Below are 25,610 nucleotides of genomic sequence, written 5' to 3'. Positions count from 1 at the left end.
TTGCGGCGGTTATGGCGGGAAGGAAACACCCGGTTACATTCCGAACCCGGAAGTTAAGCTTCTCAGCGCCGATGGTACTGCACTCGGGAGGGTGTGGGAGAGTAGGTCACCGCCGCACAAATATTTGTACAGGAAGGGCCTCGACGCCGCACGCGTCGAGGCCCTTTCTGCGTTGTGCTGTTCTTGACCGGGATAAAACGGGTGGAGGAGCACAAGCTGTTCGGCGACCCCGACTTCCTGCTGCGGGTGGCCGTGGTGGGCACGCATGGGGACGGGGCCCGCGCATGACCGCGCGGACCCCGTACCGTACGTGCGAAGCCGGTGAATCACTTGGGCAGGACCAGGAGCGCGTCACCCACGGCGCGCTCCGCCCCGTCGGACGGGCGGTTGACGAGCTTGTTGCCGACGATCATCGCCGTCGAGCCGCCCCCGTCCAGATTGATCGCCTGCTTGGCGCCCAGCCAGCGCATGAACTGGGCCGCCTCATGGAAGTTCGCCCCGACGGTGAGCCCGGGCTGCCGGCCGTCGATGGTGGCCAGGATCAGGCTGCCGTTGCTGGTGACGCCGAGCAGGGTGCGCGGGTGGCGGCGCAGGATCATGTTCATGGAGTCGTGGCCGTCCAGCTTGGCGGTGATCTTCACCTTGCCGTTCCGCACCAGCCCGACGCCGCCCGCGATCACGTGCAGGTCCGGTGTCAGCTTGAGAGCCTTCTTGGTACGCAGATCTACGACCTTGGTGTCGACCCGGACCGTCCAGTCCTGCCAGGCGTGCTGGTTGAGCCAGTCGGCGGCCAGGCCGTTGCCGTGCAGCACCCGCGTGCCCTTGGCCACCGCGGCTCCCGAGGCCCGCAGGCCGACGACCTTGCCGTTGGCGTCGATCACGGCGTCGGTTCCACCCGCGGGCGTCGTGGCTCCGTACTCCTCCGTGTACAGCACCAGCTCGTCCGTCGTGGCGGCCCGGTTGATCCCGTTGATCGCGGCCTTCTCGCCGTCCTGCGAGATCGCGGTGACGGTCGTCTTGAGCTCTGTGATCTTGGCGGTACGGCCCTTGAGCACCACGGCCGAGCGGCCGGGCACGGCCTCGCTCAGCAGCCTGCCGCTCACCACGGACGCGCCGACGGGCTCCCCGCGCAGGTTCTTGGCGGTGTGGATGTTGAAGAAGCCGCCGTTGACGCCGACCACCGCGCCGGCGGCCTTGGCCATCGACGAGACCGTCTCCCGCTTGGCGACGCTGGTGCCGAGCGAGGCGGCGTACGAGCCGCGGAACGTCCTGGCGTCGACCATGGCGACCTTGACGTCCCAGGGGCCGGTGGTCTTGAGCCCGTCGTCGCCGAGGTAGTCGACCTTGACCTTCAGACCGGCGTCCTTGAGCTTCTTGGCCATCTCCTCGGCCTTCGGCTTGTCCTTGAGGGACCACAGGCCGACGCGGACCATGTACACGGTCTGGGAGGGGGCGTCGGCCACGCTCGGCCGGATCACCTCCAGCATGCTGGGGGTCTCCCCGGCGGCCTCCACCTCGGCCACCTTGGCCTCCGCGGTCGGGCGCGTCCCGTAGTCGCGGCCGCTCGGCATCAGGACGGTCACGGTGTAGCCGTCGGTCGACGAGCCGGCCTTCACGTCGTACAGGTCGATGCCCTGCGTCACCGCGGTCATCGTCTTGGTCGGCACGGGCCTGGTGCCCAGCGGGAACCTGGCCGACGGGAACTTCACCGACATCTGCTCCGCCGCGACTGATGCGGCGGGCAGTGTGGTGACAGTGATCGCCGCGGCTATGGCCAGGCCGCCGGCGATGGTGCGTCGAGACATGAACTCTCCAGAGGGCAGAAAAGGGACCGCACCATAGTGGCGAGATCATGGTCTCGGAGGCAGGCGAACACGCCAATTGACTAAAGAGGTTACGGAATTGACATCACGCACGGATACAATTCGTGTATGACACGCGTCAGCATGTGGTGGCGGCCGATAGACGGCCGCTGATTACCCATGCGTGGGCCGTCTCCGAGACGACCCTTTTAGCGTGCGGGGTCCTCTCCGGGACGGCACTATTTCGGCGCCGGCCAACCGCGTGAAACTGCAGGACAACCACCCGATGGACGTCCTGATCCCCGAGCTGGACCAGCTGCCGTTCCTGAGCCTGGTGTCGATGGCCGAGGTACGAGGTGACCCGCCAGTGGCGGGCCGCTTCAACGAGCGCTACCTATGGCGAGGTGTTCCCACTGCCTCTCGCTCAATCCAGCACACGTGCCCCCTCAGCGGCTCTCCCGGCGGAAGGACTCCAGCGCCAGCAGGGCCACGTGGAGCGACAGGCATGACTCGACGTCGTCGAGGTCGGTCTCCAGGATGCGCTCGAGGCGGCGCAGGCGGTCGTAGAAGGCGGGCCTGGACAGGTGCGCCTTCTGCGCGGCGACCGCCTTGTTGCGGCCCGCGTCCAGGTAGATGCGCAGGATCCGGGTGAGGTCGCCGCCCCGCTGCGCGTCGTGTGCCAGCAGCGGGCCCAGCTCACGCTCGGCGAACGTCTGCAGCCTCGCATCGTCGCGCAGCAGGTGAAGCAGGCCGCGCAGGCGCAGGTCGGGCAGCCGGTAGAAGGCCCGGCCGTCCGGCTGGCGGACCGCCACGTCGGCCACCTGCTCGGCCTCCAGGAAGCTGCGGCGTACGTCCCTGATGGACTCCACCACCGAGCCCGCCGCCAGCACGAACGCCGAGCCGGGCCGCCACAGCACGCGCAGCCGCTCGGCCAGCGCGGTGAGCGCGGGCTCGGCCTGCGTGCGCGGGGGGAGCGGGAGCAGGATCCCGACCCGCTCCTGGTCGAGCGCGCCGACCAGGGCGGGCAGGCGGGCGTCGCGGCAGGCGCCGGCGGTGGCCTCGGCCAGCTCGCCGAGCTGCGCCTGGCCGTCCAGCGCCTGGTCGGCCGGGTCGATCGGTCTGATGACCACGCTGATCAGCTTGCGCCCGGTCAGCGGCACGCCCACGGCCCGGGCGCGCGCGGCGGCCTCGTTGGGGTCGGAGTAGGCGTGGGTCAGGATGCCGGTGATGATCGTGCCGTGCGCCTGGCGCTCCAGCGACTCCTGGTGGCGCTCCAGCAGGCGGCCCAGCGCGAGCGTGGTGGCGGCGCGCTCGGCCAGCACCATGTCGCGCGGCGAGGGTTCCGAGTCGCAGATCAGGATCAGCCGGCCCCAGTCCTGCCCGCGCGCCCCGACCGTGGTGACCAGCCATTGGGAGGCCGGATCGTACGCGGTGCGCTCGGCCGGCGCCACCGCCCGTGACCTGGTCTCCCACCCGGCCAGCAGGGTGCCCGCGTCGCGCCCGGCGGACTCGCAGGCCAGCACCTGGTGCGCGAGGTTCTCCAGCAGCACCGGCCGGTTGGACAGCCGGGCCACTTGGGCGAGCACCTCGGCGGGCGAGGCGCCCTCGACCGACAGCTCGGTGAACACCTCGTGGAGCTGCTCGGAAGCGCGCAGCTCCTCCAGCTGGATGTCGATGATCCGCGCGTGCACCGACTCGGTGATCTGCACGAACGGGGTCTCCCTGGTCAGCACGATGACCGGCAGCCCCTGCTCCTCGGCCGACTTGATCACGGCTGGGGGCAGCTCGCGGACGAACCTGCGGCCCAGCTCCACGATCAGCCCGGAGGCGCCGACGGAGGAGAGCTCGCCGATGTAGTCGGCGAGCTTCTCCGGGTCCTCGGGAAGCGCGACGCCCGTGGTGAGCACCAGCTCGCCGCCGCGCAGCAGGTGGGCGATGTCGGCGATCTCGCCCACGTGCACCCACCGCACCCTCGTGTCCAGCCGGTCGGCACCCGCGACCACGCGCGGACCGCCCCGGCGCACGGTCTCCAGCTTGAGGACGTCGGAGATGGTGGGCAGCACGGGGCAGAGCCTAGCTGATCAATCTGTAAGAACGGCTAGGCAGCGATTTACGGTTTGTTATGGATTGCCGGGGATTGTGTCCTCTTCGCGGTATTCCTGCCGAGGCTCCCGCACCCGCAGCTCGACTCTGCGGATCTTGCCGGAGATCGTCTTGGGCAACTCGTCGAACTCCAGCCGCCGCACCCGCTTGTAGGGGGCCAGCTCCCGGCGGCAGTGCTCGAAGATCGACCGCGCGGTCTCCGCGCCGGCCTCGAAGCCGGGCGCGAGCGTCACGTACGCCTTCGGCACGGCGAGTCGCACCGGGTCCGGCGCAGGCACCACGGCCGCCTCCGCAACGGCCTCGTGCTCCAGCAGCACGCTCTCCAGCTCGAACGGCGAGATGCGGTAGTCGGAGGCCTTGAAGACGTCGTCGGTCCGGCCGACGTAGGTGATGTAGCCGTCCTGGTCGCGGGTGGCGACGTCGCCGGTGTGGTAGTAGCCGACCCGCGTCGCCTCGGTCGATCCACCGACATATCCGGCCATGAGCCCCAGCGGGCGGCGCTCGTCGAGCGGCAGGCAGATCTCGCCGTCGTCCCCGGGCTCGCCGTTGACGGGGTCGACGAGCACGACGTCGTAGCCGGGGAGTGGGCGTCCCATGGATCCGGGCTTGACCGGCTCGTCCGGCGCGTTGCCGATCTGCGCGGTGGTTTCGGTCTGGCCGTAGCCGTCCCTGATGGTGATGCCCCACGCCTTGGCCACCTGGTCGATGATCTCCGGGTTGAGCGGCTCACCGGCGGCCACGGCCGTACGCAGCGGCAGCTTCCACGCCGTCAGGTCCTCCTGGATGAGCATCCGCCACACGGTCGGCGGCGCGCAGAACGTGGTCACCCGCTCGTCCCGCAGCACCTCCAGCAGCGCCGGCGCGGAGAAGCGCTGGTAGTCGTGGATCAGCACGGTGGCCCCCGCGTTCCACGGCGCGAACACATTGCTCCACGCGTGCTTGGCCCACCCCGGCGAGGACACGTTGAGATGCACGTCGCCGGGCCTGACCCCGATCCAGAACATGGTCGACAGGTGCCCGGCCGGATAGGACGCGTGGGTGTGCTCGACCAGCTTCGGCTGCGAGGTCGTGCCGGAGGTGAAGTAGAGCAGCAGCGTGTCGCCCGCCCGCGTCGGCGCGTCGGGGGTGAAGGCGGCGGGCGCCTCGTACGCCTCGTGGAACGGCAGCCAGTTGTACGCGTCGCCGACGGCGATCCTCGTGTACTCCCCGGTCCCGAACTTGCCCGCGTCGGAAGCGTTGGCGATCACGTGCGAGACGCCGCCGCGCTCGATCCGCTCGACGACGTCCTTGGCGGTCAGCAGCGTCGTGGCCGGGATGATGACCGCGCCCAGCTTCATCGCGGCCAGCAGCGCCTCCCACAGCTCGGCCTGGTTGCCCAGCATGAGCATGATCCGGTCGCCCCGGCGCACCCCCTGCTGGTGCAGCCAGTTCGCGACCTGGTTGGAGCGGGCCGACAGCTCGGCGAAGGTGTAGGCGGCCCGGCTCGCCCCCACGATCTTGAGAGCGACGGCGTCGGGGGTCTCGGCGGCCAGCACCCCGTCGAACCAGTCGAGCGCCCAGTTGAACTCCGCGAGCTCCGGCCAGCGGAAGTCGCGGCGGGCGGTGGCGGGGTCGGCGTGGAGGAGGAAGTCGCGGGCAACACGAAAATCGCGCACGCGGCCGCCTTCGCCGGCCGCGTGCGCGAGAAATCGGCTGTGTTTGATTGGTCGCTCGCTTCGCTCGCTCATGCCCGAATCCTGCTACGTCGCCAGCCGTCGCTCAAGGCCGTCGAGCACCGACACGAGCCCGAAGTCGAAGGCCATCGCGCGCAGTGTCTGCGGATCCTCGTAACGCTGCATGTCGATGCGCTCCAGCAGATCGGGGAACTGGGCAGCGGCCTTGGAGACCGCCTCGCGCATCTCGTCGGGGTCGTAGGCGTGGCCGGCCGTCGAGGTGTTCCAGGCGATCTCCGGGATCGTCATGCCGTACACGTAGGCGGTAAGTGCGGCGTTGGCGAAGTCGATGTCCAGCCCGGTGAATCCGGCCGTCTCGAACATCTTCCGCATCCGGTCGGCCAGCTGCAGCGCATTGGGGCCGAGCGCGGGCAGGCGGCCGATGAGGTCGGCCGTCCACGGGTGGCGCAGCATCGCCCGGCGCATGCTGTAGGCCAGCACCGAGGCGGCCTCCCGCCAGCCTGCCTCCTCGTGGCCGGGCAGCGCCATCTCGCCCCACACCTCGTCGTAGGCGAGCTCCAGCAGCTCGTCCTTGTTGGCGACGTACCAGTAGAGGCTGGTGGCGCCCGCGCTCAGCTTCGCGCCGAGCTTGCGCATGCTCAGCCCTGCCAGCCCTTCCTCGTCGAGCAGCTCGACGGCCGCCTTGACGATCTCGTAGCGGCTGCGGCCCGGGCTCGTGGCCTTGCGCGGCTCGCGGAGCCAGACGGAGGTGAACTGCTTGCCGGTCATGGGTCAAGGATAAATCCACTCGCACGCTGTACGAGGGTTGTCGTACAGTGTGCGAGTGAACTCGAACACCGTACGAGACCCCCGTCGCTGGTGGATCCTCGTCGTCCTCTGCCTGGCGCTGTTGGTCCTGGTCGTCGACAACACCGTGCTGAATCTGGCCATCCCCTCGCTGACCGAGGAGATGGGCGCGACCCCGTCGGACATCCAGTGGATCATCGACGCCTACGTGCTGGCGTACGCCGGATTGCTGCTCACCTCGGGCAGCCTGTCCGACAAGTACGGCCGCCGCCGCTTCCTGATCATCGGCCTGGTGTTCTTCGGCGGCGCGTCGCTGCTCGCGGTGCTCGTCTCCGAGCCCTGGCAGCTGATCGGCGCGCGGGCCTTGATGGGCATCGGCGGCTCGCTGGTCATGCCGTCCACTCTGTCGATCCTGATGACCGTGTTCGAGGAGGACGAGCGGCGCAAGGCGATGGCCGCCTGGAGCGCGGTCGCCCTGGTCGGCCTGGTGTCGGGCCCGACCGTGGGCGGCTTCATGCTGGAGCACTACTGGTGGGGCTCGATCTTCCTGCTGAACGTCCCGATCGCGGCGATCGCCATCCTGGCCGCCGTCGTGCTGATGCCCGAGACCCGCAGCGCCGGGCGGAAGATCGACCCGGTGGGCGTGGTGCTCTCGATCGTGGGCCTGACCGCGGCCGTCTACGTGATCATCGAGCGCGAGTGGAACATCCCCGTCATCGCGGTGGCCGTGCTCGCCCTCGGCGCCTTCGTGGTCTGGGAGCGCGGGCGGGAGCAGCCGATGCTGCCGCTTCACCTGTTCGCCGACCGCAACTTCAGCGGTGCGTCGTTCTCGATCCTGCTGATGTCGTTCGGTGCGGGCGCCGTGATGCTGATGCTGACCCAGTATCTGCAGTACGTGCTGGGCTACGGGGAGATGCAGGCCGGTCTGGCCATGCTGCCCTACGCCGTGGCCGCGGCCCTCTTCAACGGCGTGGGCGCCGGGCTGGGGCAGAAGGTCAGCAACCGGGTGCTGGTCGGCGCCGGGTTGCTGCTGATGGCCGGGGGCTTCGTCGTCATGGCCATGACGACCGGTTACCTGCCGCTGCTCACCGGGTTGGTGATCATGGGCATGGGCGGCGGCCTGGCCGGTCCGTCGGCCTACGCCTCGCTCATGGGCGCCATCCCGATCGACCACGCGGGCGTCGGCTCGGCGCTCAACGACACTGTCCAGCAGGTCGGCGTGGCGATGAGCATCGCGATCCTGGGCAGCGTGCTGGCCGGGCAGTACACCGCGGAGATGCCCGCCGGCCTGCCCGCGGCCGCCAGGGAGTCGATCGGCGCCGCCCACCCGATGGGCTACGCCGAGGTGGCCAACGAGGCCTTCACCTCCGCCATGCACCTCGGCTCGTGGGTGGGGGCCGGCTTCAGCGTGGCCGCCGCGCTGCTCGCGGTGATCGTGCTGCGGCCGGCCAAGCCCGTCGCGGCTCCCGAGCCGGTGCAGGTCTAGCGGACACGGGGCTCCCGCATGCTCTCCAGGCTGTCGAGCTTGTGCGTGCGCTCGTCGTGGCCGATCTGCCTGAGCAGGTCGGCCACCGAGCGGTAGCGGCCGTACTCGGCGGCGTACGTGCCGGGGTCAGGGACGAAGTCCAGGTCCGGGTTCTCCGCCACGAACATCATGTACTCGTGCTCGGCGTGGTCCTCGAACTCCGCGTTCAGCCGGTAGCTCCAGTCCGGCCTGACCAGGAACAGCACCCAGGACACGTGGTAGTAGAAGAACGCGATCAGCCACGGCGCGGCCTTGTGCAGCAGCCACGTCTGCCTCTGCCCGGTGCGCTGCACCAGGTCCTGCATGATCAGCAGGTGCCACTGCTCGTTGTCCTGGTCGGCGCGGGCCTCCACGATCCGCTCGAAGACCCGTTTGGCCATCGCCGAGCGGCCCGCGTGCCGGTGCACGGCCCAGTAGCCCATCCGCTCCCACGCCTGGTACGGCACCCGGGCGATGATCTCCAGCATGGCGAACTTCGTGTACGAGCCCTTCTTGCCGTACATGATGTCGACCGGCTTGAACATCATCTTGGCCAGCAGACTGTAGTCCATGCGCGGGGTGTCCAGCGTGTCCTGCTGGGCGCGGCGGAGCAGGTCGCGGTCGAGCTTGGGCGGTCCGGACGGCGCTTCGGGGCGGCGGTCGACGGTGATGGTCATCTCGATCTCTCCTTCAGTTCCGATGCACTGATCGTCGCCGACGGAGGTGGTCCCGGTCGTCGCCCGCCAGTGGGCATTCACGGTGCTTCCTGCGGCGTACCCGGACGGTGGCGCGTACGTCGCCAGGCGCACGGGACATCCCCTAAGGGGAGGACTTACACGTTGTAAGCTGATTCGGTCGCACGCCGACAGGCTGCGCATAGGAGGACCCGGGACGGAACGGGATACTCGATAACATGTCGGAGCTACTCGCGCGCCACCGGGCAGTGATGCCCAACTGGCTGGCACTCAACTACACCGAGCCCATCGAGATCGTCAGCGGCAAGGGCAACCGCGTCGTCGACGCCGACGGCAAGAGCTACCTGGACTTCTTCGCCGGCATCCTGACCAACATGATCGGGTACGACGTGCCCGAAGTGCGCGAGGCCGTCGAGCGCCAGCTCGCCACCGGAGTGGTGCACACCAGCACCGTCTACCTGCTGCGCGGCCAGATCGAGCTGGCCGAGAAGATCGCGCGGCTCTCCGGCATCCCCGACGCCAAGGTCTTCTTCACCAACTCGGGCACCGAGGCCAACGAGACGGCGCTGCTGCTGGCCACGTACGCGCGCAAGAGCGACCAGGTGCTCGCCATGCGGCAGAGCTACCACGGGCGCAGCTTCGGCGCGATCAGCGTCACCTCCAACCGGTCCTGGAAGAACAACTCGCTCTCCCCGCTCAACGTGCACTTCCTGCACGGCGCCGACCGGCACCTGGCCCAGTTCAAGGGGCTGTCGGACGCCGACTACATCGCGGCCTGCGTGGACGACCTGCGCCACGTGCTGGTCACCTCGGTCTCCAACGACGTGGCGGCGCTGATCGCCGAGCCGATCCAGGGCGTGGGCGGGTTCACGATGGCGCCCGACGGGCTGTTCGCCGCGTACAAAGAGGTGCTCGACGAGCAGGGCATCCTGCTCATCTCCGACGAGGTGCAGACCGGCTGGGGGCGGACGGGCAGCGCGTTCTTCGGCATCCAGAACCACGGCGTGACCCCGGACATGATGACGTTCGCCAAGGGGCTGGGCAACGGGTTCGCCGTGGGCGGCGTCGTGGCGCGCGGCGACCTGATGGACGCGCCGCACGCCGTGGGCCTGTCCACGTTCGGCGGCAACCCGATCTCCATGGCCGCCGCCAACGCCACCCTCGACTACGTGCTCGACCACGACCTGCAGGCCAACGCCGCACGCACCGGCGCGATCATCATCGGCGGGCTCACGGAGGCCGCCGAGCGGCTGCCCATCGTCAAGGGCGTGCGCGGCAAGGGCCTGATGTTCGCCGTCGAGCTGGAGACGCCGGCCCAGGCGGCCCGCTTCATGGAGGAGACCAAGAAGGCGGGGCTGCTGGCGGGCAAGGGCGGCCTGTACGGCAACGCCATCCGGATGGCCCCGCCCCTCACCCTCACGGTGGACGAGGCGACCGAGGGGCTGGGGATCATCGTCAACGCACTCGAAGTCATCAACGCAGAGGCAGCAGCTCAGTGAAGTCGGTCAAACACTGGATCAACGGAGCACTCGCGGACGGGGATGTCTCCCGTACCGCGGAGATCTTCAACCCGGCCACCGGCGAGGTCGGCGGGCACATGGCGCTCGCCTCGGCGGCCGACGTGGACGCGGCCGTCGCGGCCGCCGTCGCGGCCTTCCCCGCCTGGCGGGACGCGTCGCTGGTCAAGCGGGCGCAGGTGCTGTTCCGCTTCCGCGAGCTCATGTACGCCCACCGCGACGAGCTGGCCGCGCTGATCTCCGCCGAGCACGGCAAGGTGCACTCCGACGCGCTCGGCGAGGTCGCCCGCGGCCTGGAGGTCGTGGAGTTCGCCTGCGGCATCCCGCACCTGCTCAAGGGCGGCTTCTCCGAGGGCGTCTCGACCCGGGTCGACACCTACTCGATCCGCCAGCCGCTCGGCGTCGTGGCCGGGATCACCCCGTTCAACTTCCCCGCCATGGTGCCGATGTGGATGTTCCCCATCGCGATCGCCTGCGGGAACGCCTTCATCCTCAAGCCGTCGGAGAAGGACCCGTCGGCGTCGCTGCTCATGGCGCGGCTCTGGCAGGAGGCGGGGCTGCCCGACGGCGTGTTCAACGTCGTGCAGGGCGACAAGGTCGCCGTCGACCGGCTGCTGTCGCACCCCGACGTGCGCGGCGTGTCGTTCGTCGGCTCCACCCCGATCGCCAGGTACGTCTACGAGACCGGCACCGCGCACGGCAAGCGCGTGCAGGCGCTGGGCGGCGCCAAGAACCACATGCTCGTGCTGCCCGACGCCGACCTCGACCTGGTCGCGGACTCGGCCGTGTCGGCGGGCTTCGGCTCGGCGGGCGAGCGGTGCATGGCGATCTCGGTCGTGCTGGCCGTGGGCCCGATCGGCGACGAGCTCGTGGAGAAGATCGTCGACCGGGTGGACGGGCTCGTGATCGGCCCCGGCGACGACCCGAAGTCCGAGATGGGGCCGCTGGTCACCGCGGCGCACCGCGACAAGGTCGCCTCCTATCTGGACCTCGGCGTCGAGGAGGGCGCCAAGCTGGTCGTCGACGGCCGCGAGACCGCCGTGCTCGGCGGCGGCAAGGCGTCGGAGACGCCCGGCTTCTGGCTCGGCCCGACGGTGCTCGACCACGTGCCCGCGGGCTCGCGTACGCACACCGACGAGATCTTCGGACCGGTGCTCTCGATCGTGCGCGTCGGTTCGTACGAGGAGGGGCTGGAGGTGATCAACGGCGGCCTGTACGGCAACGGCACCGCGATCTTCACCAACGACGGCGGCGCGGCCCGGCGCTTCCAGAACGAGGTCGAGGTCGGCATGGTCGGCATCAACGTGCCGATCCCGGTGCCGATGGCGTTCTACAGCTTCGGCGGCTGGAAGTCCTCGCTCTTCGGTGACACGCACGTGCACGGCACCGAGGGCGTGCACTTCTACACCCGCGGCAAGGTCGTCACCTCCCGCTGGCTCGACCCCTCGCACGGCGGCGTGAACCTGGGCTTCCCCACGAACGGGTGAGCCCCGTTCCGGCCGGGAGGGACGCGCGTCCTCCCGGCCGAGTCCCCGGTATGCTCCTGGCACGGACAGAGGGGGACTTGGTGGATCGTCGGCGCGCTTACGCCCTGGCGCTCGCCGCCTCGGCGCTGGTCGCCGGCTTGGGCGCGGCGGGCCCCACGCCCAAGCCGAAGAGCACGCCCTCGCCGACCCCGACGCAGAGCGACGGCACGCTGCAGATCCTCACCTACCGCGGCTACGCCGAATACGGCGGCACCAGCCCCAGGGTCAACTGGGTGGGTTCGTTCGAGAAGGAGACCGGCTGCCGGATCGCCAAGCTCGACACCGTGCAGACCGCCGAGGAGATGGCCGCCAAGATCAAGGAGCGGCCCTACGACGTGGTCTCCGCCGGGCCCGCGCTGGCGGGCGAGCTCATCGAGGGCAAGCGGGTGCAGCCCGTCGACCCGGCCAAAGTGAACGGCTACGAGGACATCGACGAGCGCTTCCGCGACATGATGACCGTGTCGGGCAAGGTCTACGGGGTGCCCTACCTGTGGGGCTACCACGAGTTCATCTACGACCCGGCCAAGGTCAAGGGCGACCTGAAAGAGGCGTTCGCCTCCGAACGCATGGCGCTCAGGGACAGCCCGCTGACGATCGCCGACGCCGCCCTGGCCGCCGATGCGGACGATGAGCCGTTCGAGCTGGGCAAGGACGGGCTCGACCGGGCGATGGCGCTGCTGGAGGGGGCCAAGGGGCGGTCTTACTGGACGTACCCCATCGATCTGATCAAGGGGTTCGCCACCGGGTCGCTGGATTACGCCCAGGCCACTCCTTACTATCGCGTGCTGCTGCAGAAGGCCGGCAAGCCGGTCAGGGCCCTGCAAACCCGCGAGACCACCGGGTGGGTCGACTCCTGGATGCTGGGCGCCGACGTGCCCGACACCACCTGCGCCTACAGGTGGCTGAACTGGGTGACCGCGCCGGACGCGCAGCGCGACGCGGCCGCGTGGGTGGGGCTGGCGCCGGCCAACGACAAGGCGTGCAAGGGGCGGGCGCGGCCCATCTGCCAGGTGTACGAGGTCGGCAAGGCGAAGCAGATCGACCGCGTGGCCTTCGCCGTACGGCCGCCCGGGGGTTGCCGGGCGCAGGACGGGGAATGCACTGATTATGCCGCCTGGACCGAACGGTGGCGCGAACTCGCCAAGTGAGCCAAGGGAGTGGGGACCGCCGCCGAACCCCACGTGATCCCGCCACGGGGCCCGCCCTATCCCCCGCTGGGCGGGGCCTGCAGAGACGCCCCGGGCCTTCCCCCCGTCCCGGGGCGTCTCGCTATCGGGACGGGAAGGCGACCACGGTCGCCATCGGGGCGGGCAGCAATGCCTCGGCACAGTCGTTGCAGGCGAACAGCGCGGAGTCGTCCGGCAGCCGGCCCACGCGCACGCGAGGTCGCGGCCATCTCTTGTGGCAGACGACGCACGCGTCGCCCTCACGCTGGGCCCAGGTCAGGCCCTCAGGGTCGAACGTCAACATACTCCGCGCCGTTCTAGTCGGACCCCAGTTCATCACGTTCCCAGCAGCCATCGCCCATCCGTATGTCGGATCCGTTATAACCCTGACCGAGGCCATGAGCGTCTAGCTGAGCGTCAAGTCAGGGTGAATTCTCTACCCCGGCGACGTCCGTTACACCAACAAAATCGGGCATCCAGCCGCAAGCCGGATGCCCGATATAGAGGTATTTCTAGAGTTCGGCGATGGCTTTCTCAAGGATGCCGAGGCCCTCTTCGAGCAGGTGCTCGGGGATGACCAGCGGGGGCAGGAAGCGCAGCACGTTGCCGTACGTGCCTGCCGTCAGGACCAGCAGGCCCTCGGCGTGGCAGCGCTTGACGATCTCCTGCACGGCCGTCGGGTTCGGCTCCTTGGTGCCCGGCTCGACCAGCTCGATCGCGATCATCGCGCCCCGGCCGCGCACGTCGCCGATCACGTCGAAGCGCTCCTGGAGCGTCTTGAGCCGGGGGAGCATGATCTCGCCGATGCGGCGGGCCCGGGCGACGAGGTCCTCCTCCTCGATGGTCTCCAGCACGCCGAGCGCGGCCTCGCAGGCCAGCGGGTTACCGCCGTACGTGCCGCCGAGCCCGCCCGCGTGCACCTTGTCCATGATCTCCGCGCGGCCCGTGACGGCGGCCAGCGGCAGGCCGCCCGCGATTCCCTTGGCGGTGGTGATGATGTCCGGCACCACGCCCTCGTCCTCGCAGGCGAAAAGGTCACCGGTACGCGCGAACCCGGTCTGCACCTCGTCGGCCACGAACACGATGCCGTTCGCCCTGCAGAACTCGGCGATGCGCGGCAGGAAGCCCCGGGCCGGCACGATGAAGCCGCCCTCGCCGGCGATCGGCTCGATCACGACGGCCGCCACGTTCGCCGGGCCGATCTGCTTGGTGATCATGTCGATGGCCTGCTCAGCGGCCTCCTCTGCGCAGCTCTCGGGGCCGCTCGGCCAGCGGAACGGGTAGGCCAGCGGCACCCGGTACACCTCTGGCGCGAACGGCCCGAATCCCTGCTTGTACGGCATGTTCTTGGCCGTCAGCGTCATCGTGAGCAGCGTGCGGCCGTGGTACCCGTGGTCGAACACCACGACGGCCGGCCTGCCGGTGGCATGCCGGGCGATCTTGACTGCGTTCTCCACGGCCTCGGCGCCGGAGTTCACCAAGAACGTGCGCTTCTCGTGGTCGCCCGGGGTCAGCTCGTTGAGCCTCTCGCATACCCGGACGTACGACTCGTACGGGGTGACCATGAAACAGGTGTGGGTGAAGTCGGCGACCTGCCGCTGGACCCGCTCGACGACCTTGGGCGCGGCGTTGCCCACGTTCGTCACGGCGATGCCCGAGCCGAAGTCGATCAGCGAGTTCCCGTCGGCGTCCTGCACCACGCCGCCGCCGGCGCGGGTGACGAAGACCGGCAGGGTGGTGCCGATGCCGGGCGGGACGGCGGCCTGCTTGCGGGCCAGCAGCTCCTGGGATTTGGGGCCTGGGATCGCGGTCACGACGCGCCGCTCCTGGGGAATGCTCATGGGTTCGACGCTACGGCGGCCTCCTACCTGCGCCGATAAGTCGATATGTCACACTATGGGTGTTCGTCTTTGCCGGAATGGACAAAACTCGCATGCCGCCTTCGCTCCAGACCGTGGTGCGCCGCATGGGTCTGCGGCCCCTGGCCGGGACGTCGGGCCCCGCGGCGCTGAACGCCGCCGTGCGGTGGGTGGCGGTCAGCGAGCTCGCCGACCCCACACCGTACCTGGAGGGCGACGAGCTGCTGCTCACCACGGGGATGCGACTGGAAGACCCGGACATCGACCCCTCGGAGTATGTCGCGCGCCTGGTGGCGCGCGGCGTCGCAGGCCTCGGCTTCGGCGTCGGCGTCTCGCACGAGGAGGTGCCCGCCGCGCTGATCGAGGCCGCCGAGGCGGCCGGGCTGCCGCTGCTGGAGGTGCCGCGCGAGACGCCGTTCATCGCCATCGGCAAGGTTGTCAGCGAACTGCTGGCCGCCGAGCAGTACGAGGAGATCACCCGCGCCTTCGCCGCCCAGGGCCGCCTGACGCGGGCGGCGCTCCGGCCGGAGGGCATGCACGCGGTCATCGACCGGCTGGCCAAGGAGGTCGGCGGCTGGGCGGCGCTCCTGGATGAGACGGGTGCGGTACGCCACGCCACCCGCGGCGCCAGGACCGACGCCGTCACCGCCGACCTCACCCGCCTCCGCACCGGCCGCCTCCCGGGCTACGTCCCGGTCGCGGACCCTGTCCCGGTCCCGGGGCCGGGAGAGGAGGCGCATGGACACCTCGAAGAGGGTACGCACGGCCCGGCCGAAGGCGGCGCACGCGGCGGCATCGGACATGGCGCGGGCGAAGGTGGCGGGGTGCCAAGGGCGAGCGAGGGCGGTGGGCAGCGGAGCGCCGGCACGCGGCTGCCGGCCAGCCTGGCGTTGTCGGGCCCCGGGGAGCACATCGTGGTGCAACCGCTGGGTGGTGGGGCGCGGCCGAGGGGCTTCTTCGCCGTCGGGGCCAACCAGCCGTACTCACCGGTCACGCACACGGTGATCAACGCCGCGGGATCCCTGCTGACGCTGGCCATGGAGCAGGGCAGGACCCAGCTGACCGCCGAGCGGCGCGTCCGCTCCGCGGTGCTGGCGCTGCTGCTGGCCGGGGCGAAAGAGCAGGCGCACGCGGTGCTGGGACCACTCGGCGGACGGCTGCCCGATGAGCCGATGGTGGTGCTCGCGACCGGCGCCGAATCGCTCGACGCCCTGGAGACGCACGCCTTCACGGCGCTTCTCGACGACGCGGACACCGGCGGCAGGGGCGACGCCGCACGATCGGCGGGTGCGGAGAGTGCGGTGGGACCGATGGTCGTCGCGCTGGTGGCCGAGGGCATGGCGGGCGAGGTGGCGCTGGAGGCGGATGGCCCGGTGGGCATCAGCCTGCCGTGCGGGTACGACCCGGCGGCGCTGCGTGGCGCGATCGACCAGGCAGCACGCGCCTTGGAGGCCACCAGGAGCAGCGGAGCGCCGGGGTTCGGCAAGGGCAGCGGGGCGCCGAGCATGGGCAAGGGCGGCGGGGCGCCGGGGAACGGCAAGGGCCGAGTGGTGCGGTTCGGTGAACTCGCAGGTCAGGGTCTGCTCGGGCTGCTCGACCAGCCCACCGCCCAGGCGTTCGCGGCCGCGCTGCTGGCCCCCCTCGCCGCGTACGGCTCCCGCGCCGACCTGATCGAGTCGCTCCACGCGTACCTGGGCAGCAACGGCCACTGGGACGCGGCCGCCCAGCGGCTGGGCGTGCACCGGCACACGCTGCGCTACCGCATGAAGCGCGCCGCCGAGCTGCTCGGCCGCGACCTCGACGATCCCGGCGTGCGCGCCGAGCTGTGGCTGGCCCTCCAGGCGGCCCGCCGCTAGCGCACCGCCGCTGTGAGGTAGCGCTCGTTACTTCTTCTCCACCAGGTAGCAGCAGATGATCGCGGTCGTCACCGCTTCGTACGTGCGCCCGTCCCGCAGGTGCCCAGCACGTTCCAAGCTGATCGCGCCCTGGGCCGCCGCCCACAGCGCGTCGGCGATCTTGCGGGGCTGGGTCGGGATCAGATACCCGGCCGAGATGCAGTCGGCGATCACCCGGTCGAGGATGTTCAGTGCCGCCCGGGCCAGGGTCCTGGCGCGCTCGCTGGGCTCGAAGCCGGGGATGGCCCGCTCGAACATCAGGCTGTAGTAGCCCGGCTCGGCCAGGCACGCCTGCCGGTATGCGGGCCCGAGTGCGCCCAGGTTCTCCAGCGGGTTCCGCCGTTGCGGCACCGCCTCCAGGAAGCGGCGGAAGCGCTCGAACCCCTCCAGATAGAGCGCCTCCGCCAGGCCCTCCCTGTTGCCGAACATGGTGTAGATGACGGTCGTCGTGCAGCCCGCCTCGGCGGCGATCCTGCGCATCGTCAAGCTGTCGGGACCGTCCGTCTGGAGCAGGTTCACCGCCACGTCGAGGAGGCGGGAGCGGAGTTCGTCGTGGCTGGCGCGCTCACCCAGAAGGTAAGCGCCCTGCAGCCCCAGAGGCGCCGAGGTCATGAGACCTCCCTCGTGGCCAAGGAACTATGCGTCCTTGTGACCTCACGTCGTTCGGTCACGGGGCCCACGCCTTTCTGATCGGGGGCCCACCGCGCTGGAGACCCGCACCCGATGACTTAGCCATGGCGGAGATCCCTCAAACCACTCCGCATGGTAAACATCCCGAATTAGGTCTACTTCTGTTACATCATGGGTATACAACGGAGCTTGTACTTAACGGTGAGCCCTCGTGAGGCTCTTGTGCATCCTGGTGTAATTCCCCGATCGTAGGCTTCGCATAGCGTCATGGGTATGGACGTGCGTACTTTCTGGCTGGCCGGCCGTCCCGCGACCGGGGACGCCGAGCTCACTGTGACCAACCCCCACGATGGCCGAGAGGTCGGGCGGCATTCCGTGCCGACCGACGCCCAGGTCGAGGAGGCCGTCGCGGCCGCCCACGAGGTGGCGCGGCAGGCCGCGGCCCTGCCCGTGCACGTGCGGGCCGAGGCCCTGGCCCACGTCTCGCGCCGCCTGGCGGAGCGGGCCGACGAGATCGCCCACCTGATCACGGCCGAGAACGGCAAGCCGATCATCTGGGCGCGGGCCGAGGCCGCCCGTGCCGTGGCCACGTTCCGCTTCGCCGCCGAGGAGACCCGCCGCTGGTCGGGCGGGGTACAGCGGCTCGACACCGAGCCGGCCGCGGCCGGGCGGCTGGCTTACGTGTCGCGCGTGCCGTACGGCCCCGTGCTGGCGATCACCCCGTTCAACTTCCCGCTGAACCTGGTCGCCCACAAGGTCGCCCCGGCCATCGCCGTCGGCGCCCCGATCGTCGTCAAGCCCGCGCCCGCCACACCGCTGTCGGCGCTGCTGCTCGGCGAGATCCTGGCCGAGACCGACCTGCCCGCCGGGATGTTCTCGGTCCTGCCGATCGCGAACGAGCGCGCCTCCGCGCTCGTTCAGGACCCTCGTCTCCCCGTGGTCTCGTTCACGGGATCCGCACCCGTCGGGTACGCCATCGCCGACCAGGTCCCGCGCAAGCACGTGACGCTGGAGCTGGGCGGCAACGCGGCCGCCGTCGTGCTGTCCGACGCCGACCTCGACTGGGCTGCCCAGCGCATCGCCCTCTACTCCAACTACCAGGCCGGGCAGAGCTGCATCGCCGTGCAGCGCGTGATCGTCGAGCAGCCGGTCTACGACGCCTTCGTCGACCGCCTGCTCCCGGCCGTGGCCGGCCTCGTCACCGGAGACCCGGCCGACGAGAAGACGCAGGTGGGGCCGCTCGTCTCCGAGGCCGCCGCCGAACGGGTCGAGCAGTGGGTCCAGGAAGCCGTCACCGCCGGAGCCCGGGTCCTGGCCGGCGGCATCCGCGAGGGCGCCACGCTCATGCCGACGGTGCTGACCGACGTCCCGCACGACGCGAAGGTGGCCTGCGAGGAGGTGTTCGGGCCAGTCATGATCCTCCAGCCCGCCGCCACGATCGACGAGGCGTACGCGATGGTCAACGACTCCAAGTACGGCCTCCAGGCCGGCGTCTTCACCCGCTCCCTGGACGCCGCCTTCCGCGCCAACCGGGAGCTGGAGGTGGGCGGCGTGATCATCGGCGACGTGCCCTCCTACCGGGCCGACCAGATGCCGTACGGCGGGGTCAAGGACTCGGGCATCGGCCGCGAGGGGCTGCACTCGGCCATGGAAGACCTGACCTACGAGAAGGTCATGGTCTTGACCGGCCTCACGCTCTAGCCGGGCCTACTCGATCAGGTCGAACACAGCGGTCAGCTCGGCTCGTGGCCAGGAGCAGGCGACCAGCGCGGCCGCGCGGGAGGCGGCCATCGCCGGCGGCCGTGAGCGTGGCACGGAGGCAGTTTTGGAGCTCGCGGCGGAATGTCTTCGACCCGAGCGCCGGATCTTCGCCCAACAGGGGCTATGCGTTTGTCCATGCGCACCCTGTCCGCCGAAATCGCCTTCTCGCAGCTTATCGATTGGCACAGGAGCCGACACCTGCGAATTCCATCAATCCCTGGTCGAGCGATGTATTCCAGCCAATTCGAGAAATCATTGAATCCATTCATCAACGTCTCTCGCGAACCCCTGCCCTACGGGCAGTGGCAGAGACTCGCACTCGCTCGCGGCATGATGCGTCGCCACCCGCTGTTGCCGATCCTCGACGAACCCACCTCCGCTCTCGACCCCCAGGCCGAACACGAACTCTTCGAGAACTTCACCGCTCAGGCCCGCGCAGCCGCCGAAGAGCACGGCGCGATCACAGTGATCGTCTCCCACCGCTTCTCCACGGTGAACATGGCCGACCACATCGTCGTCATCGACAACGGCCGCATCGTGGAACAGGGCACCCACTCCGATCTCCTGGCTGCCGACGGACCATATGCCCGGCTCTACACTGCCCAGGCCGAGGCATATATCTAAGGGTTCATGGCGACCAGGGCAGGTTAGGCGCGTTCCGCCGTGCTGAAGAGGGTCTTGGCGGCGTCGCCCAGGTACGGGCCGTACATGGTGCGCGGGTCGTCGCTGTACTTGAAGCTGCTCAACGACGTGATCGTGCCCTTGCCGGTGGTGGCGTCGAACGTGGTCATCCAGGGCCCGCCGCTCGAGCCTGCCGTCATGTCGCAACCCAGACCCTGGTCGCGGGTCTCGCCGTGCGGGTCGTCCGTCAGCCGTCCCCTGCAGTAGACCAGGTGGTCGCCGTTGTACGGCGGGTCGGCGGGGTAGCCGAAGCCGAACGCCTGGCCGCCACGCGGCGCGTTGAACGCGATCTCCTGCGTGCCCACCACGTCGGCCACGTGCTTGCCGCCGGACGTGGCCAGCGCCACCATGCCCACGTCGTAGTCGTCGTTCGCGTCGCGCGACCACGGCCCGGCGACGAACATACGGCGGGCGGCGTACCGGCCGTGCGGCTGCTCGCCGCGCGTCCCGTACCCGGGCACGAAGGTCCAGTTCGCGGCCCACTCGCCGGCGCCGTCCTTGACGCAGTGGCCGGCGGTGACCACGACGTCCCGGTTGGCGCTCTTGACCGTGCTCGCCGAGCAGACGAAGTCGACGCCGCCCACCGTCATGAACACGCGCCCCGTGGTCCTGGCCACGGCGCCGCCGGTGGCCCAGCGGGAGCCGATCGTGCTCGTCTTCGGTGCGGAGGCCGCGTGGTGGCGCGGGACAGGGAGCTTGGAGGCCGCGAGAGGGAGTGCGGTCCTCACACCTGCCGGGTCCAAGACGGTACGCAGGCCCACGCGGCCGGTCAGTTCGCTCAGCAGGCCCTTTTCGCCGATCACGATGTCCAGGAGGCTAATCGGGAGGGCCTCGGCCATGCGCCGCGGCGTCCAGTAGTCGAGCACGCGCCGCTGCTCGGCGGTGGTGCGCGCGGCCACGTGCTCGACTATCTCGGTTCGCCCGGCCGTGTGGACGGATGTGGTGACAGGGCGTTCGGCCTGCCGCGGGCCGGGCACCGCGCCGACGAGGGCCGGGCCCATCAGCCCCGCCAGCAGCGGAGCGGCCGCGAGCAGGGGGGTGCTCAGGGTCATGACCCCCGAGTGTGCACCACGCGGTGTGTTCTTGTGACTACTTCTGGTAAATCCTCAGAGTGCGCCGGTGGTTTGCGCGGCTTGGTAGACGGCTTGGGCCTCGTTCCCGAAATATGGGCCGAACATCCAGTTGGGGGAGAAGCTGTATTTGAAGCTGTTGACCGAATTGACGGTGCCGAGACCGGTCGACTCGTTGAAATTCAGCATCCACGGACCGCCGCTCGAACCGCCGGTCATGTTGCAGGTGAGGCCGAGATCGTTCGACACGAGGAAGTCGTCGAAGGCGCGGCCGCTGCAGTAGACGAGCTTCGAGCCGTCGTACGGCGCCGCCGCCGGATAGCCGAAGGCGTACATCTGCTGCCGTCTCTGCTGGTTGAACGCCAGGCCCTGGCCGCCCACGGCGTCGACCAGCGTCCTGCCCTCCAGCGGCGCGACCACGGCGGCGGCGACGTCGAAGTTGACGTCCTCCCTGGCGTTCCACTGCGGCGTGGTCAGCAGCTTGGTGGCGGCCCAGGTGCCGAAGGGGCGGCTGCCCTTGTCGTAGCCCGGTACGAAGACCCAGTTCGTGTGGAAGGCGCCGTTGAGCTTCACGCAGTGGCCGGCGGTCATCACCACGCTCTTGTTCGCACTGGTCACCGCCGATCCCGAGCATGACGCGTTGCGCCCCTGCGTGGTGAAGAAGATCCGCCCGGTGGTCTTCACGACCGCGCCGCCGCCGGTCCACGGCTCGCCGCCGCTCCTGGCCGCCTGCAACACCTGATCGCCGCCGGACGCGCCGGTGGGCGCGGCCGTCCACGGGCTGCCCGAGGCCGGCTCCTCTGAGGAGTTCAGCTTCGCGCCCGTCTTGGGGCCGGGGGCGTCCAGCGGCTCGGCCGCCTCCATCTTCGGCTCGGTCCAGTACCGGAGGACCTGCCGCTGCTCGGACGCCGAGTCCGCGGCCGCGTGCTGCGCGGGTTTCGGCCGCTTGTGGACCTCGGCCTGCGCGCCGCCGGCAGGGAGCAGGGCGGCGCTCCCCGCGGCGAGGGCGAGAGTGGAAAGCAGGACGACTTTGCGGTGCATTACGTACCTCCCGAAACCGGACCTGAGGTTGGAAGGTAGCCGCAGCAATATCCAGATTTCTCAAGATTTGCGCATACCGATATAGCGATATTCCGGCGTAAATTGACTCTGTTATCACGCGTCACATAAGTAAGGAGATTTTGGTACGTCCGGTGCCGCGTGCCCAGGCGCCCTCCGCAGCGGGGACAATGGACGGGTGCATGCAGAGACCCTCCGCTCCGTCGTCCTGCTCGGCTCCACCGGTTCGATCGGCACCCAGGCCCTCGACGTCATCGCCGCCAACCCCGGCGGTTTCAAGGTCGCGGCGCTCGCGGCCGGGGGAGGCAAGGTCGAGCTGCTGGCCAGGCAGGCGGCCGAGTTCGGCGTCGAGGCGGTGGCGGTGGCGGACGCGGCGGCCGTACCGGCGCTGAAGGAGGCGCTGGCCGGGCACGGCGCTCACCCCGTGGTGCTGGGCGGCCCCGAAGGGGTCGCCGAGGCGGCGGCCTGGCAGTCCGACATGGTGCTCAACGGCATCACCGGCGCGCTCGGCCTGACCTCCACGCTCGTCGCCCTCGAAGCGGGCCGGACGCTCGCCCTGGCCAACAAGGAATCCTTGATCATCGGCGGGCCGCTGGTGAAGCGACTGGCCAAGCCAGGGCAGCTGCTGCCGGTCGACTCCGAGCACTCGGCGCTGCAGCAGTGCCTGTGGGCCTCGGGGCCCGACGCCTACGACCCCGGCAGCGTGCGGCGGCTGGTGGTGACCGCCAGCGGCGGGCCGTTCAGGGGCATGCGGCGCGAGGAGATGGCCGACGTCACCCCCGAGATGGCGCTGGCCCACCCCACCTGGTCCATGGGGCCGGTGATCACCATCAACTCCGCGACGCTGGTCAACAAGGGGCTGGAGGTGATCGAGGCGCATCTGCTGTTCGACCTGGACTTCGACCGGATCGAGGTGGTGGTGCACCCGCAGTCGATCATCCACTCCATGGTCGAATACGTGGACGGCTCGACCATCGCCCAGGCCAGCCCGCCCGACATGCGCCTGCCGATCGCGCTGGCGCTCGGCCACCCGCACCGCGTGCCCGGCGCGGCCCGGGGCATCGACTGGACCAAGGCGCACACGTGGACGTTCGAGCCGCTGGACGACGTCGCGTTCCCCTCGGTCGCGCTGGCCAGGCACGTCGGCACCGAGGGCGGCACCGCGCCCGCCGTCTACAACGCGGCCAACGAGGCGTGCCTGGAGGCGTTCATGCTGGGCGGGCTACCGTTCCTGGCGATCGTCGACACCGTGGCCAAGGTCGTTGAAGAGCACCAGGTCACTCCCGCAGACTCCGTCGAAGAGGTGCTCGCGGCCGACGCGTGGGCGCGCGCCCGTGCGGCCGAGCTCACAGCCGGCTACTCCCGCTAGCTACATAGACTTGAACCGTCGTCACAGTAAGGGTTGAAATGACTTCCGTAGCTCTTGGCATCCCGATGGTACGCCCCAAGCCGCTCGCCGAACGCCGCCACTCCCGCCAGATCATGGTCGGCACCGTGCCCGTGGGCGGCGACGCGCCCGTCTCGGTGCAGTCGATGACGACCACGGTGACCGCCGACATCAACGCCACGCTGCAGCAGATCGCGGAGCTGACGGCGTCCGGCTGCCAGATCGTCCGCGTGGCCGTCCCGTCGCAGGACGACGCCGACGCGCTGCCGATCATCGCCAAGAAGTCCCAGATCCCGGTCATCGCCGACATCCACTTCCAGCCGAAGTACGTGTTCGCGGCCATCGAGGCGGGGTGCGCGGCTGTCCGGGTCAACCCCGGAAACATCAAGAAATTTGACGACAAAGTAGGCGAGATCGCCCGCGCTGCCGCCGACCACGGCGTCCCCATCCGCATCGGCGTCAACGCCGGATCCCTGGATCCGCGGTTGTTGCAGAAATACGGCAAAGCCACCCCCGAGGCGCTGGTGGAGTCGGCGCTGTGGGAGTGCTCCCTGTTCGAGGAGCATGGTTTCCGTGACATCAAGATCTCGGTCAAGCACAACGACCCCGTCGTCATGATCAACGCGTACCGGCTGCTGGCCGCCAAGTGCGACTACCCGCTGCACCTGGGCGTCACGGAGGCCGGTCCGGCCTTCCAGGGCACGATCAAGTCCGCTGTGGCTTTCGGCGCTCTGCTGGCCGAAGGCATCGGCGACACGATCAGAGTCTCGCTGTCCGCGCCTCCGGTGGAAGAGGTCAAGGTCGGCAATCAGATCCTGGAGTCCCTCGGGCTGCGCGAGCGCGGCCTGGAGATCGTCTCCTGCCCGTCGTGCGGCCGGGCCCAGGTCGATGTCTACACCCTGGCCGACCAGGTCCAGGCCGGGCTTGAGGGGCTGAAGGTCCCGCTGCGGGTGGCCGTGATGGGCTGCGTCGTCAACGGCCCCGGCGAGGCCCGCGAGGCCGACCTGGGGGTTGCCTCGGGGAACGGCAAGGGACAGATCTTCGTCAAGGGTGAGGTCATCAAGACCGTGCCCGAGTCGCAGATCGTGGAGACGCTGATCGAGGAGGCGCTGCGGCTGGCCGAGGAGATGGGAGTCGAGGTCGACCTCGACGACGACTCCGGCCCCGTGGTCACGGTCGGCTGACCCCTATGGGCGGGTGTGGATCTTTGTCCTGACCTTATGCCCAACCTGTTCGTCCCCTTCGTGCCCGACCTGCTTTTGCGATCGCGGCGACGATGGCAAGGCCCCGGTCGCGCTTGGCGCCGGGGCCTGCTGCGCAGGCCGAGGCGGGGGACGCGGGGCTATCGCGGAACACGCCTTCGCGCCTTCGCCTGAGCGCTCGTTCCCGTGTTCAGTGGCAGGAGCCGGTACCCCGGTGCCGCGTCACAGTTGTTCGACGCTTCTGTCTATACGGAGAGTCATTGACTGGTAACGTTTCGAACATGCCTTCCTCCCAGCATGAGGCACTCCATCGCATCTTCCGCGACAAACCAGAGTTGTTCGCTCATGCCTTCAAGATGCTCAACATCGACTTCCCGACCCCGTGCGAGGTCGCCGTAGTCGATACCGACATGACGGAAATAGTGCCGATAGAGCGGCGCGCCGACACGGTGATGATGTTCACCTCCCGATGGGGAGCCAAAACCGTGGTCATCACCGAGTCACAATCACACGAAGCGCTGACCACGGTCGACACCGACACCGCCGCGTACATTGCCGAGCAAACGGAGATAGGTCTTGGAGACACCAAGGCCCGGCAGATCTGGAGATGTCTGATGACCATGCAGAACTACCGATTCAAGTCCGAGTTCGCAGAGATGCTCCGGGCCGAAGGACGGGCAGAGGGTGAGGCCTGTGGTGAGGCCCGTGGTGAGGCGAAGTCTGTGCTGAAGATCCTGGAGCAGCGCGACATACCCGTCCCGGAGCCGATCCGGGAGAGGATCCTGGCGTGCACGGATCTCACCCTCCTTGAGAGCTGGCTCGTCCGGTCACTCAAGGCCGCCACCGCCGAGGAACTCTTCGACTGAAGATCCTGGCCCGGCTGAAGCACTCCTTGTCAGGTGCCAGCGCCTGGATGCTGTTGCGGGCTCGCTCCTGGAGTAAGCGACTGCGCGCCAAGGGCTTCACATGGGAACGGCGCCGACCCGGCGGGCACGGCCTCGTTGCGTGAGGCCCGGCTGTACGACTTCGAGGCCTGGCCGGCTACGAGGCGTCGGCCACCCGCATGGCTCCTGGCCATGCTGGCCCGGATCTACCAGACTGCCGCGCGGAACTTGGTCAGGTGACGAGGTCTTGGCGTCGTATTGCAGCGCCGACCATGAGCTGATTAGTTCCCCTGTCCCTGCCGGGACGCCGCTCAGGCGGGAAAATGGGTGCGGGTTGCCCGCCGACGTCGGTTCTTCTATGGCGCGGGTGAGGCCGTTGATTAGTTTGATCGCTGGGAGCTGCTTCAGGG

At 69.5% G+C, this 25,610-nt stretch carries 20 protein-coding genes and 1 rRNA gene; 11 read left to right on the top strand and 10 right to left on the bottom strand.

Features of this window, described 5'->3' with window-relative positions; genetic code table 11:
• The first annotated feature begins 1 nt into the window (after nt 1).
• A 5S ribosomal RNA gene (gene rrf / locus EJK15_RS50970) occupies nt 2-118 on the top strand.
• A gap of 208 nt (nt 119-326) precedes the next feature.
• On the opposite strand, the gene EJK15_RS50965 is transcribed toward rrf, so the two are convergent.
• The 4 genes from EJK15_RS50965 to EJK15_RS50950 all read right to left on the bottom strand — a co-directional run bounded on the left by EJK15_RS50965 (nt 327) and on the right by EJK15_RS50950 (nt 6,346).
• Nucleotides 327-1,805, bottom strand: coding sequence for a phosphodiester glycosidase family protein (locus EJK15_RS50965; protein WP_138717696.1), 1,479 nt, complete (start codon nt 1,803-1,805; stop codon nt 327-329).
• Between the two features lie 443 nt (nt 1,806-2,248).
• The gene (locus tag EJK15_RS50960; RefSeq protein WP_138717695.1) at nt 2,249-3,865 is read right to left on the bottom strand and encodes a PucR family transcriptional regulator; all 1,617 of its coding nucleotides are present in this window, start codon (nt 3,863-3,865) and stop codon (nt 2,249-2,251) included.
• 57 nt (nt 3,866-3,922) lie between these two features.
• Complete coding sequence (locus EJK15_RS50955; RefSeq protein ID WP_240777735.1) at nt 3,923-5,560, bottom strand: AMP-binding protein; 1,638 nt, start codon at nt 5,558-5,560, stop codon at nt 3,923-3,925.
• An 84-nt stretch (nt 5,561-5,644) separates the two neighbouring features.
• The gene (locus EJK15_RS50950) at nt 5,645-6,346 is read right to left on the bottom strand and encodes a TetR/AcrR family transcriptional regulator (protein ID WP_138717693.1); all 702 of its coding nucleotides are present in this window, start codon (nt 6,344-6,346) and stop codon (nt 5,645-5,647) included.
• Nucleotides 6,347-6,401: 55 nt separating this feature from the next.
• On the opposite strand from EJK15_RS50950, the gene EJK15_RS50945 reads away from it, so the two are divergent.
• Nucleotides 6,402-7,850 carry an MFS transporter gene (locus tag EJK15_RS50945; RefSeq protein WP_138717692.1) on the top strand — a complete coding sequence of 483 codons (1,449 nt, stop codon included), beginning with the start codon at nt 6,402-6,404 and terminating at the stop codon, nt 7,848-7,850.
• On the opposite strand, the gene EJK15_RS50940 is transcribed toward EJK15_RS50945, so the two are convergent.
• Entirely contained in the window at nt 7,847-8,545 is a 699-nt protein-coding gene (locus EJK15_RS50940; RefSeq protein WP_171075012.1) for an alternative oxidase, read from the bottom strand. The two genes, EJK15_RS50945 and EJK15_RS50940, sit on opposite strands and share 4 nt — an antisense overlap.
• 236 nt (nt 8,546-8,781) lie before the next feature.
• Between EJK15_RS50940 and EJK15_RS50935 the strand changes: the two genes are divergently transcribed.
• From EJK15_RS50935 to EJK15_RS50925, 3 genes are all read left to right on the top strand, one after another.
• On the top strand, nt 8,782-10,062 hold the full coding sequence (locus tag EJK15_RS50935) for an aspartate aminotransferase family protein (protein ID WP_138717690.1): 1,281 nt from the start codon (nt 8,782-8,784) through the stop codon (nt 10,060-10,062).
• Nucleotides 10,059-11,567, top strand: a complete 1,509-nt coding sequence (locus EJK15_RS50930; protein ID WP_138717689.1) for a CoA-acylating methylmalonate-semialdehyde dehydrogenase — start codon at nt 10,059-10,061, stop codon at nt 11,565-11,567. The genes EJK15_RS50935 and EJK15_RS50930 overlap by 4 nt, the downstream gene beginning before the upstream one ends.
• A gap of 80 nt (nt 11,568-11,647) precedes the next feature.
• Entirely contained in the window at nt 11,648-12,754 is a 1,107-nt protein-coding gene (locus EJK15_RS50925) for an extracellular solute-binding protein (protein WP_171075011.1), read from the top strand.
• Nucleotides 12,755-12,875: 121 nt separating this feature from the next.
• Here EJK15_RS50925 and EJK15_RS50920 read toward each other — a convergent pair whose 3' ends face one another.
• Both EJK15_RS50920 and gabT read right to left on the bottom strand, forming a co-directional pair.
• Nucleotides 12,876-13,076 carry a hypothetical protein gene (locus EJK15_RS50920; RefSeq protein WP_171075010.1) on the bottom strand — a complete coding sequence of 67 codons (201 nt, stop codon included), beginning with the start codon at nt 13,074-13,076 and terminating at the stop codon, nt 12,876-12,878.
• A 208-nt stretch (nt 13,077-13,284) separates the two neighbouring features.
• Complete coding sequence (gabT, locus tag EJK15_RS50915) at nt 13,285-14,613, bottom strand: 4-aminobutyrate--2-oxoglutarate transaminase (RefSeq protein WP_138717687.1); 1,329 nt, start codon at nt 14,611-14,613, stop codon at nt 13,285-13,287.
• Between the two features lie 92 nt (nt 14,614-14,705).
• Between gabT and EJK15_RS50910 the strand changes: the two genes are divergently transcribed.
• The gene (locus EJK15_RS50910; protein ID WP_240777734.1) at nt 14,706-16,487 is read left to right on the top strand and encodes a PucR family transcriptional regulator; all 1,782 of its coding nucleotides are present in this window, start codon (nt 14,706-14,708) and stop codon (nt 16,485-16,487) included.
• Between the two features lie 27 nt (nt 16,488-16,514).
• On the opposite strand, the gene EJK15_RS50905 is transcribed toward EJK15_RS50910, so the two are convergent.
• Nucleotides 16,515-17,138: a TetR/AcrR family transcriptional regulator gene (locus tag EJK15_RS50905; RefSeq protein ID WP_138717686.1), complete on the bottom strand. Its 624-nt coding sequence runs from the start codon at nt 17,136-17,138 to the stop codon at nt 16,515-16,517.
• Nucleotides 17,139-17,429: 291 nt separating this feature from the next.
• Here EJK15_RS50905 and EJK15_RS50900 point away from each other — a divergent pair, with 291 nt between their 5' ends.
• Together EJK15_RS50900 and EJK15_RS50895 are read left to right on the top strand one after the other, a co-directional pair.
• Nucleotides 17,430-18,857, top strand: a complete 1,428-nt coding sequence (locus EJK15_RS50900) for an aldehyde dehydrogenase family protein (protein WP_138717685.1) — start codon at nt 17,430-17,432, stop codon at nt 18,855-18,857.
• A gap of 195 nt (nt 18,858-19,052) precedes the next feature.
• Complete coding sequence (locus EJK15_RS50895; protein WP_138717684.1) at nt 19,053-19,541, top strand: hypothetical protein; 489 nt, start codon at nt 19,053-19,055, stop codon at nt 19,539-19,541.
• Between the two features lie 23 nt (nt 19,542-19,564).
• Here EJK15_RS50895 and EJK15_RS50890 read toward each other — a convergent pair whose 3' ends face one another.
• Nucleotides 19,565-20,650 (bottom strand): trypsin-like serine peptidase, encoded by a 1,086-nt coding sequence (locus tag EJK15_RS50890; RefSeq protein WP_171075009.1) that lies wholly within the window; start codon nt 20,648-20,650, stop codon nt 19,565-19,567.
• A 54-nt stretch (nt 20,651-20,704) separates the two neighbouring features.
• The gene (locus EJK15_RS50885) at nt 20,705-21,709 is read right to left on the bottom strand and encodes a trypsin-like serine peptidase (RefSeq protein ID WP_138717683.1); all 1,005 of its coding nucleotides are present in this window, start codon (nt 21,707-21,709) and stop codon (nt 20,705-20,707) included.
• 196 nt (nt 21,710-21,905) lie between these two features.
• Between EJK15_RS50885 and dxr the strand changes: the two genes are divergently transcribed.
• From dxr to EJK15_RS50870, 3 genes are all read left to right on the top strand, one after another.
• Nucleotides 21,906-23,096, top strand: coding sequence for a 1-deoxy-D-xylulose-5-phosphate reductoisomerase (dxr, locus tag EJK15_RS50880; RefSeq protein ID WP_138717682.1), 1,191 nt, complete (start codon nt 21,906-21,908; stop codon nt 23,094-23,096).
• Between the two features lie 38 nt (nt 23,097-23,134).
• Complete coding sequence (gene ispG, locus EJK15_RS50875; protein WP_138717681.1) at nt 23,135-24,298, top strand: flavodoxin-dependent (E)-4-hydroxy-3-methylbut-2-enyl-diphosphate synthase; 1,164 nt, start codon at nt 23,135-23,137, stop codon at nt 24,296-24,298.
• A gap of 374 nt (nt 24,299-24,672) precedes the next feature.
• On the top strand, nt 24,673-25,182 hold the full coding sequence (locus tag EJK15_RS50870; protein WP_138717680.1) for a hypothetical protein: 510 nt from the start codon (nt 24,673-24,675) through the stop codon (nt 25,180-25,182).
• Nucleotides 25,183-25,610 lie beyond the last annotated feature (428 nt).

Origin of the sequence: Nonomuraea basaltis, assembly GCF_005893125.1 — a bacterium.
Taxonomy (GTDB): Bacteria; Actinomycetota; Actinomycetes; order Streptosporangiales; family Streptosporangiaceae; genus Nonomuraea; species Nonomuraea basaltis.
Note: the sequence above shows the minus strand (reverse complement) of the source record. Positions and strands in the feature narration are given on the sequence as shown.

Excerpts from the sequence above, each read along its gene's own strand:
- EJK15_RS50965 (WP_138717696.1), bottom strand. The coding sequence starts at position 1,805 with ATGTCTCGACGCACCATCGCCGGCGGCCTGGCCATAGCCGCGGCGATC.
- EJK15_RS50950 (WP_138717693.1), bottom strand. The coding sequence starts at position 6,346 with ATGACCGGCAAGCAGTTCACCTCCGTCTGGCTCCGCGAGCCGCGCAAG.
- EJK15_RS50940 (WP_171075012.1), bottom strand. The coding sequence starts at position 8,545 with ATGACCATCACCGTCGACCGCCGCCCCGAAGCGCCGTCCGGACCGCCC.
- EJK15_RS50935 (WP_138717690.1), top strand. The coding sequence starts at position 8,782 with ATGTCGGAGCTACTCGCGCGCCACCGGGCAGTGATGCCCAACTGGCTG.
- EJK15_RS50920 (WP_171075010.1), bottom strand. The coding sequence starts at position 13,076 with ATGTTGACGTTCGACCCTGAGGGCCTGACCTGGGCCCAGCGTGAGGGC.
- gabT (WP_138717687.1), bottom strand. The coding sequence starts at position 14,613 with ATGAGCATTCCCCAGGAGCGGCGCGTCGTGACCGCGATCCCAGGCCCC.
- EJK15_RS50910 (WP_240777734.1), top strand. The coding sequence starts at position 14,706 with ATGCCGCCTTCGCTCCAGACCGTGGTGCGCCGCATGGGTCTGCGGCCC.
- EJK15_RS50905 (WP_138717686.1), bottom strand. The coding sequence starts at position 17,138 with ATGACCTCGGCGCCTCTGGGGCTGCAGGGCGCTTACCTTCTGGGTGAG.
- EJK15_RS50900 (WP_138717685.1), top strand. The coding sequence starts at position 17,430 with ATGGACGTGCGTACTTTCTGGCTGGCCGGCCGTCCCGCGACCGGGGAC.
- EJK15_RS50895 (WP_138717684.1), top strand. The coding sequence starts at position 19,053 with ATGCGCACCCTGTCCGCCGAAATCGCCTTCTCGCAGCTTATCGATTGG.
- EJK15_RS50890 (WP_171075009.1), bottom strand. The coding sequence starts at position 20,650 with ATGACCCTGAGCACCCCCCTGCTCGCGGCCGCTCCGCTGCTGGCGGGG.
- EJK15_RS50885 (WP_138717683.1), bottom strand. The coding sequence starts at position 21,709 with ATGCACCGCAAAGTCGTCCTGCTTTCCACTCTCGCCCTCGCCGCGGGG.
- ispG (WP_138717681.1), top strand. The coding sequence starts at position 23,135 with ATGACTTCCGTAGCTCTTGGCATCCCGATGGTACGCCCCAAGCCGCTC.
- EJK15_RS50870 (WP_138717680.1), top strand. The coding sequence starts at position 24,673 with ATGCTCAACATCGACTTCCCGACCCCGTGCGAGGTCGCCGTAGTCGAT.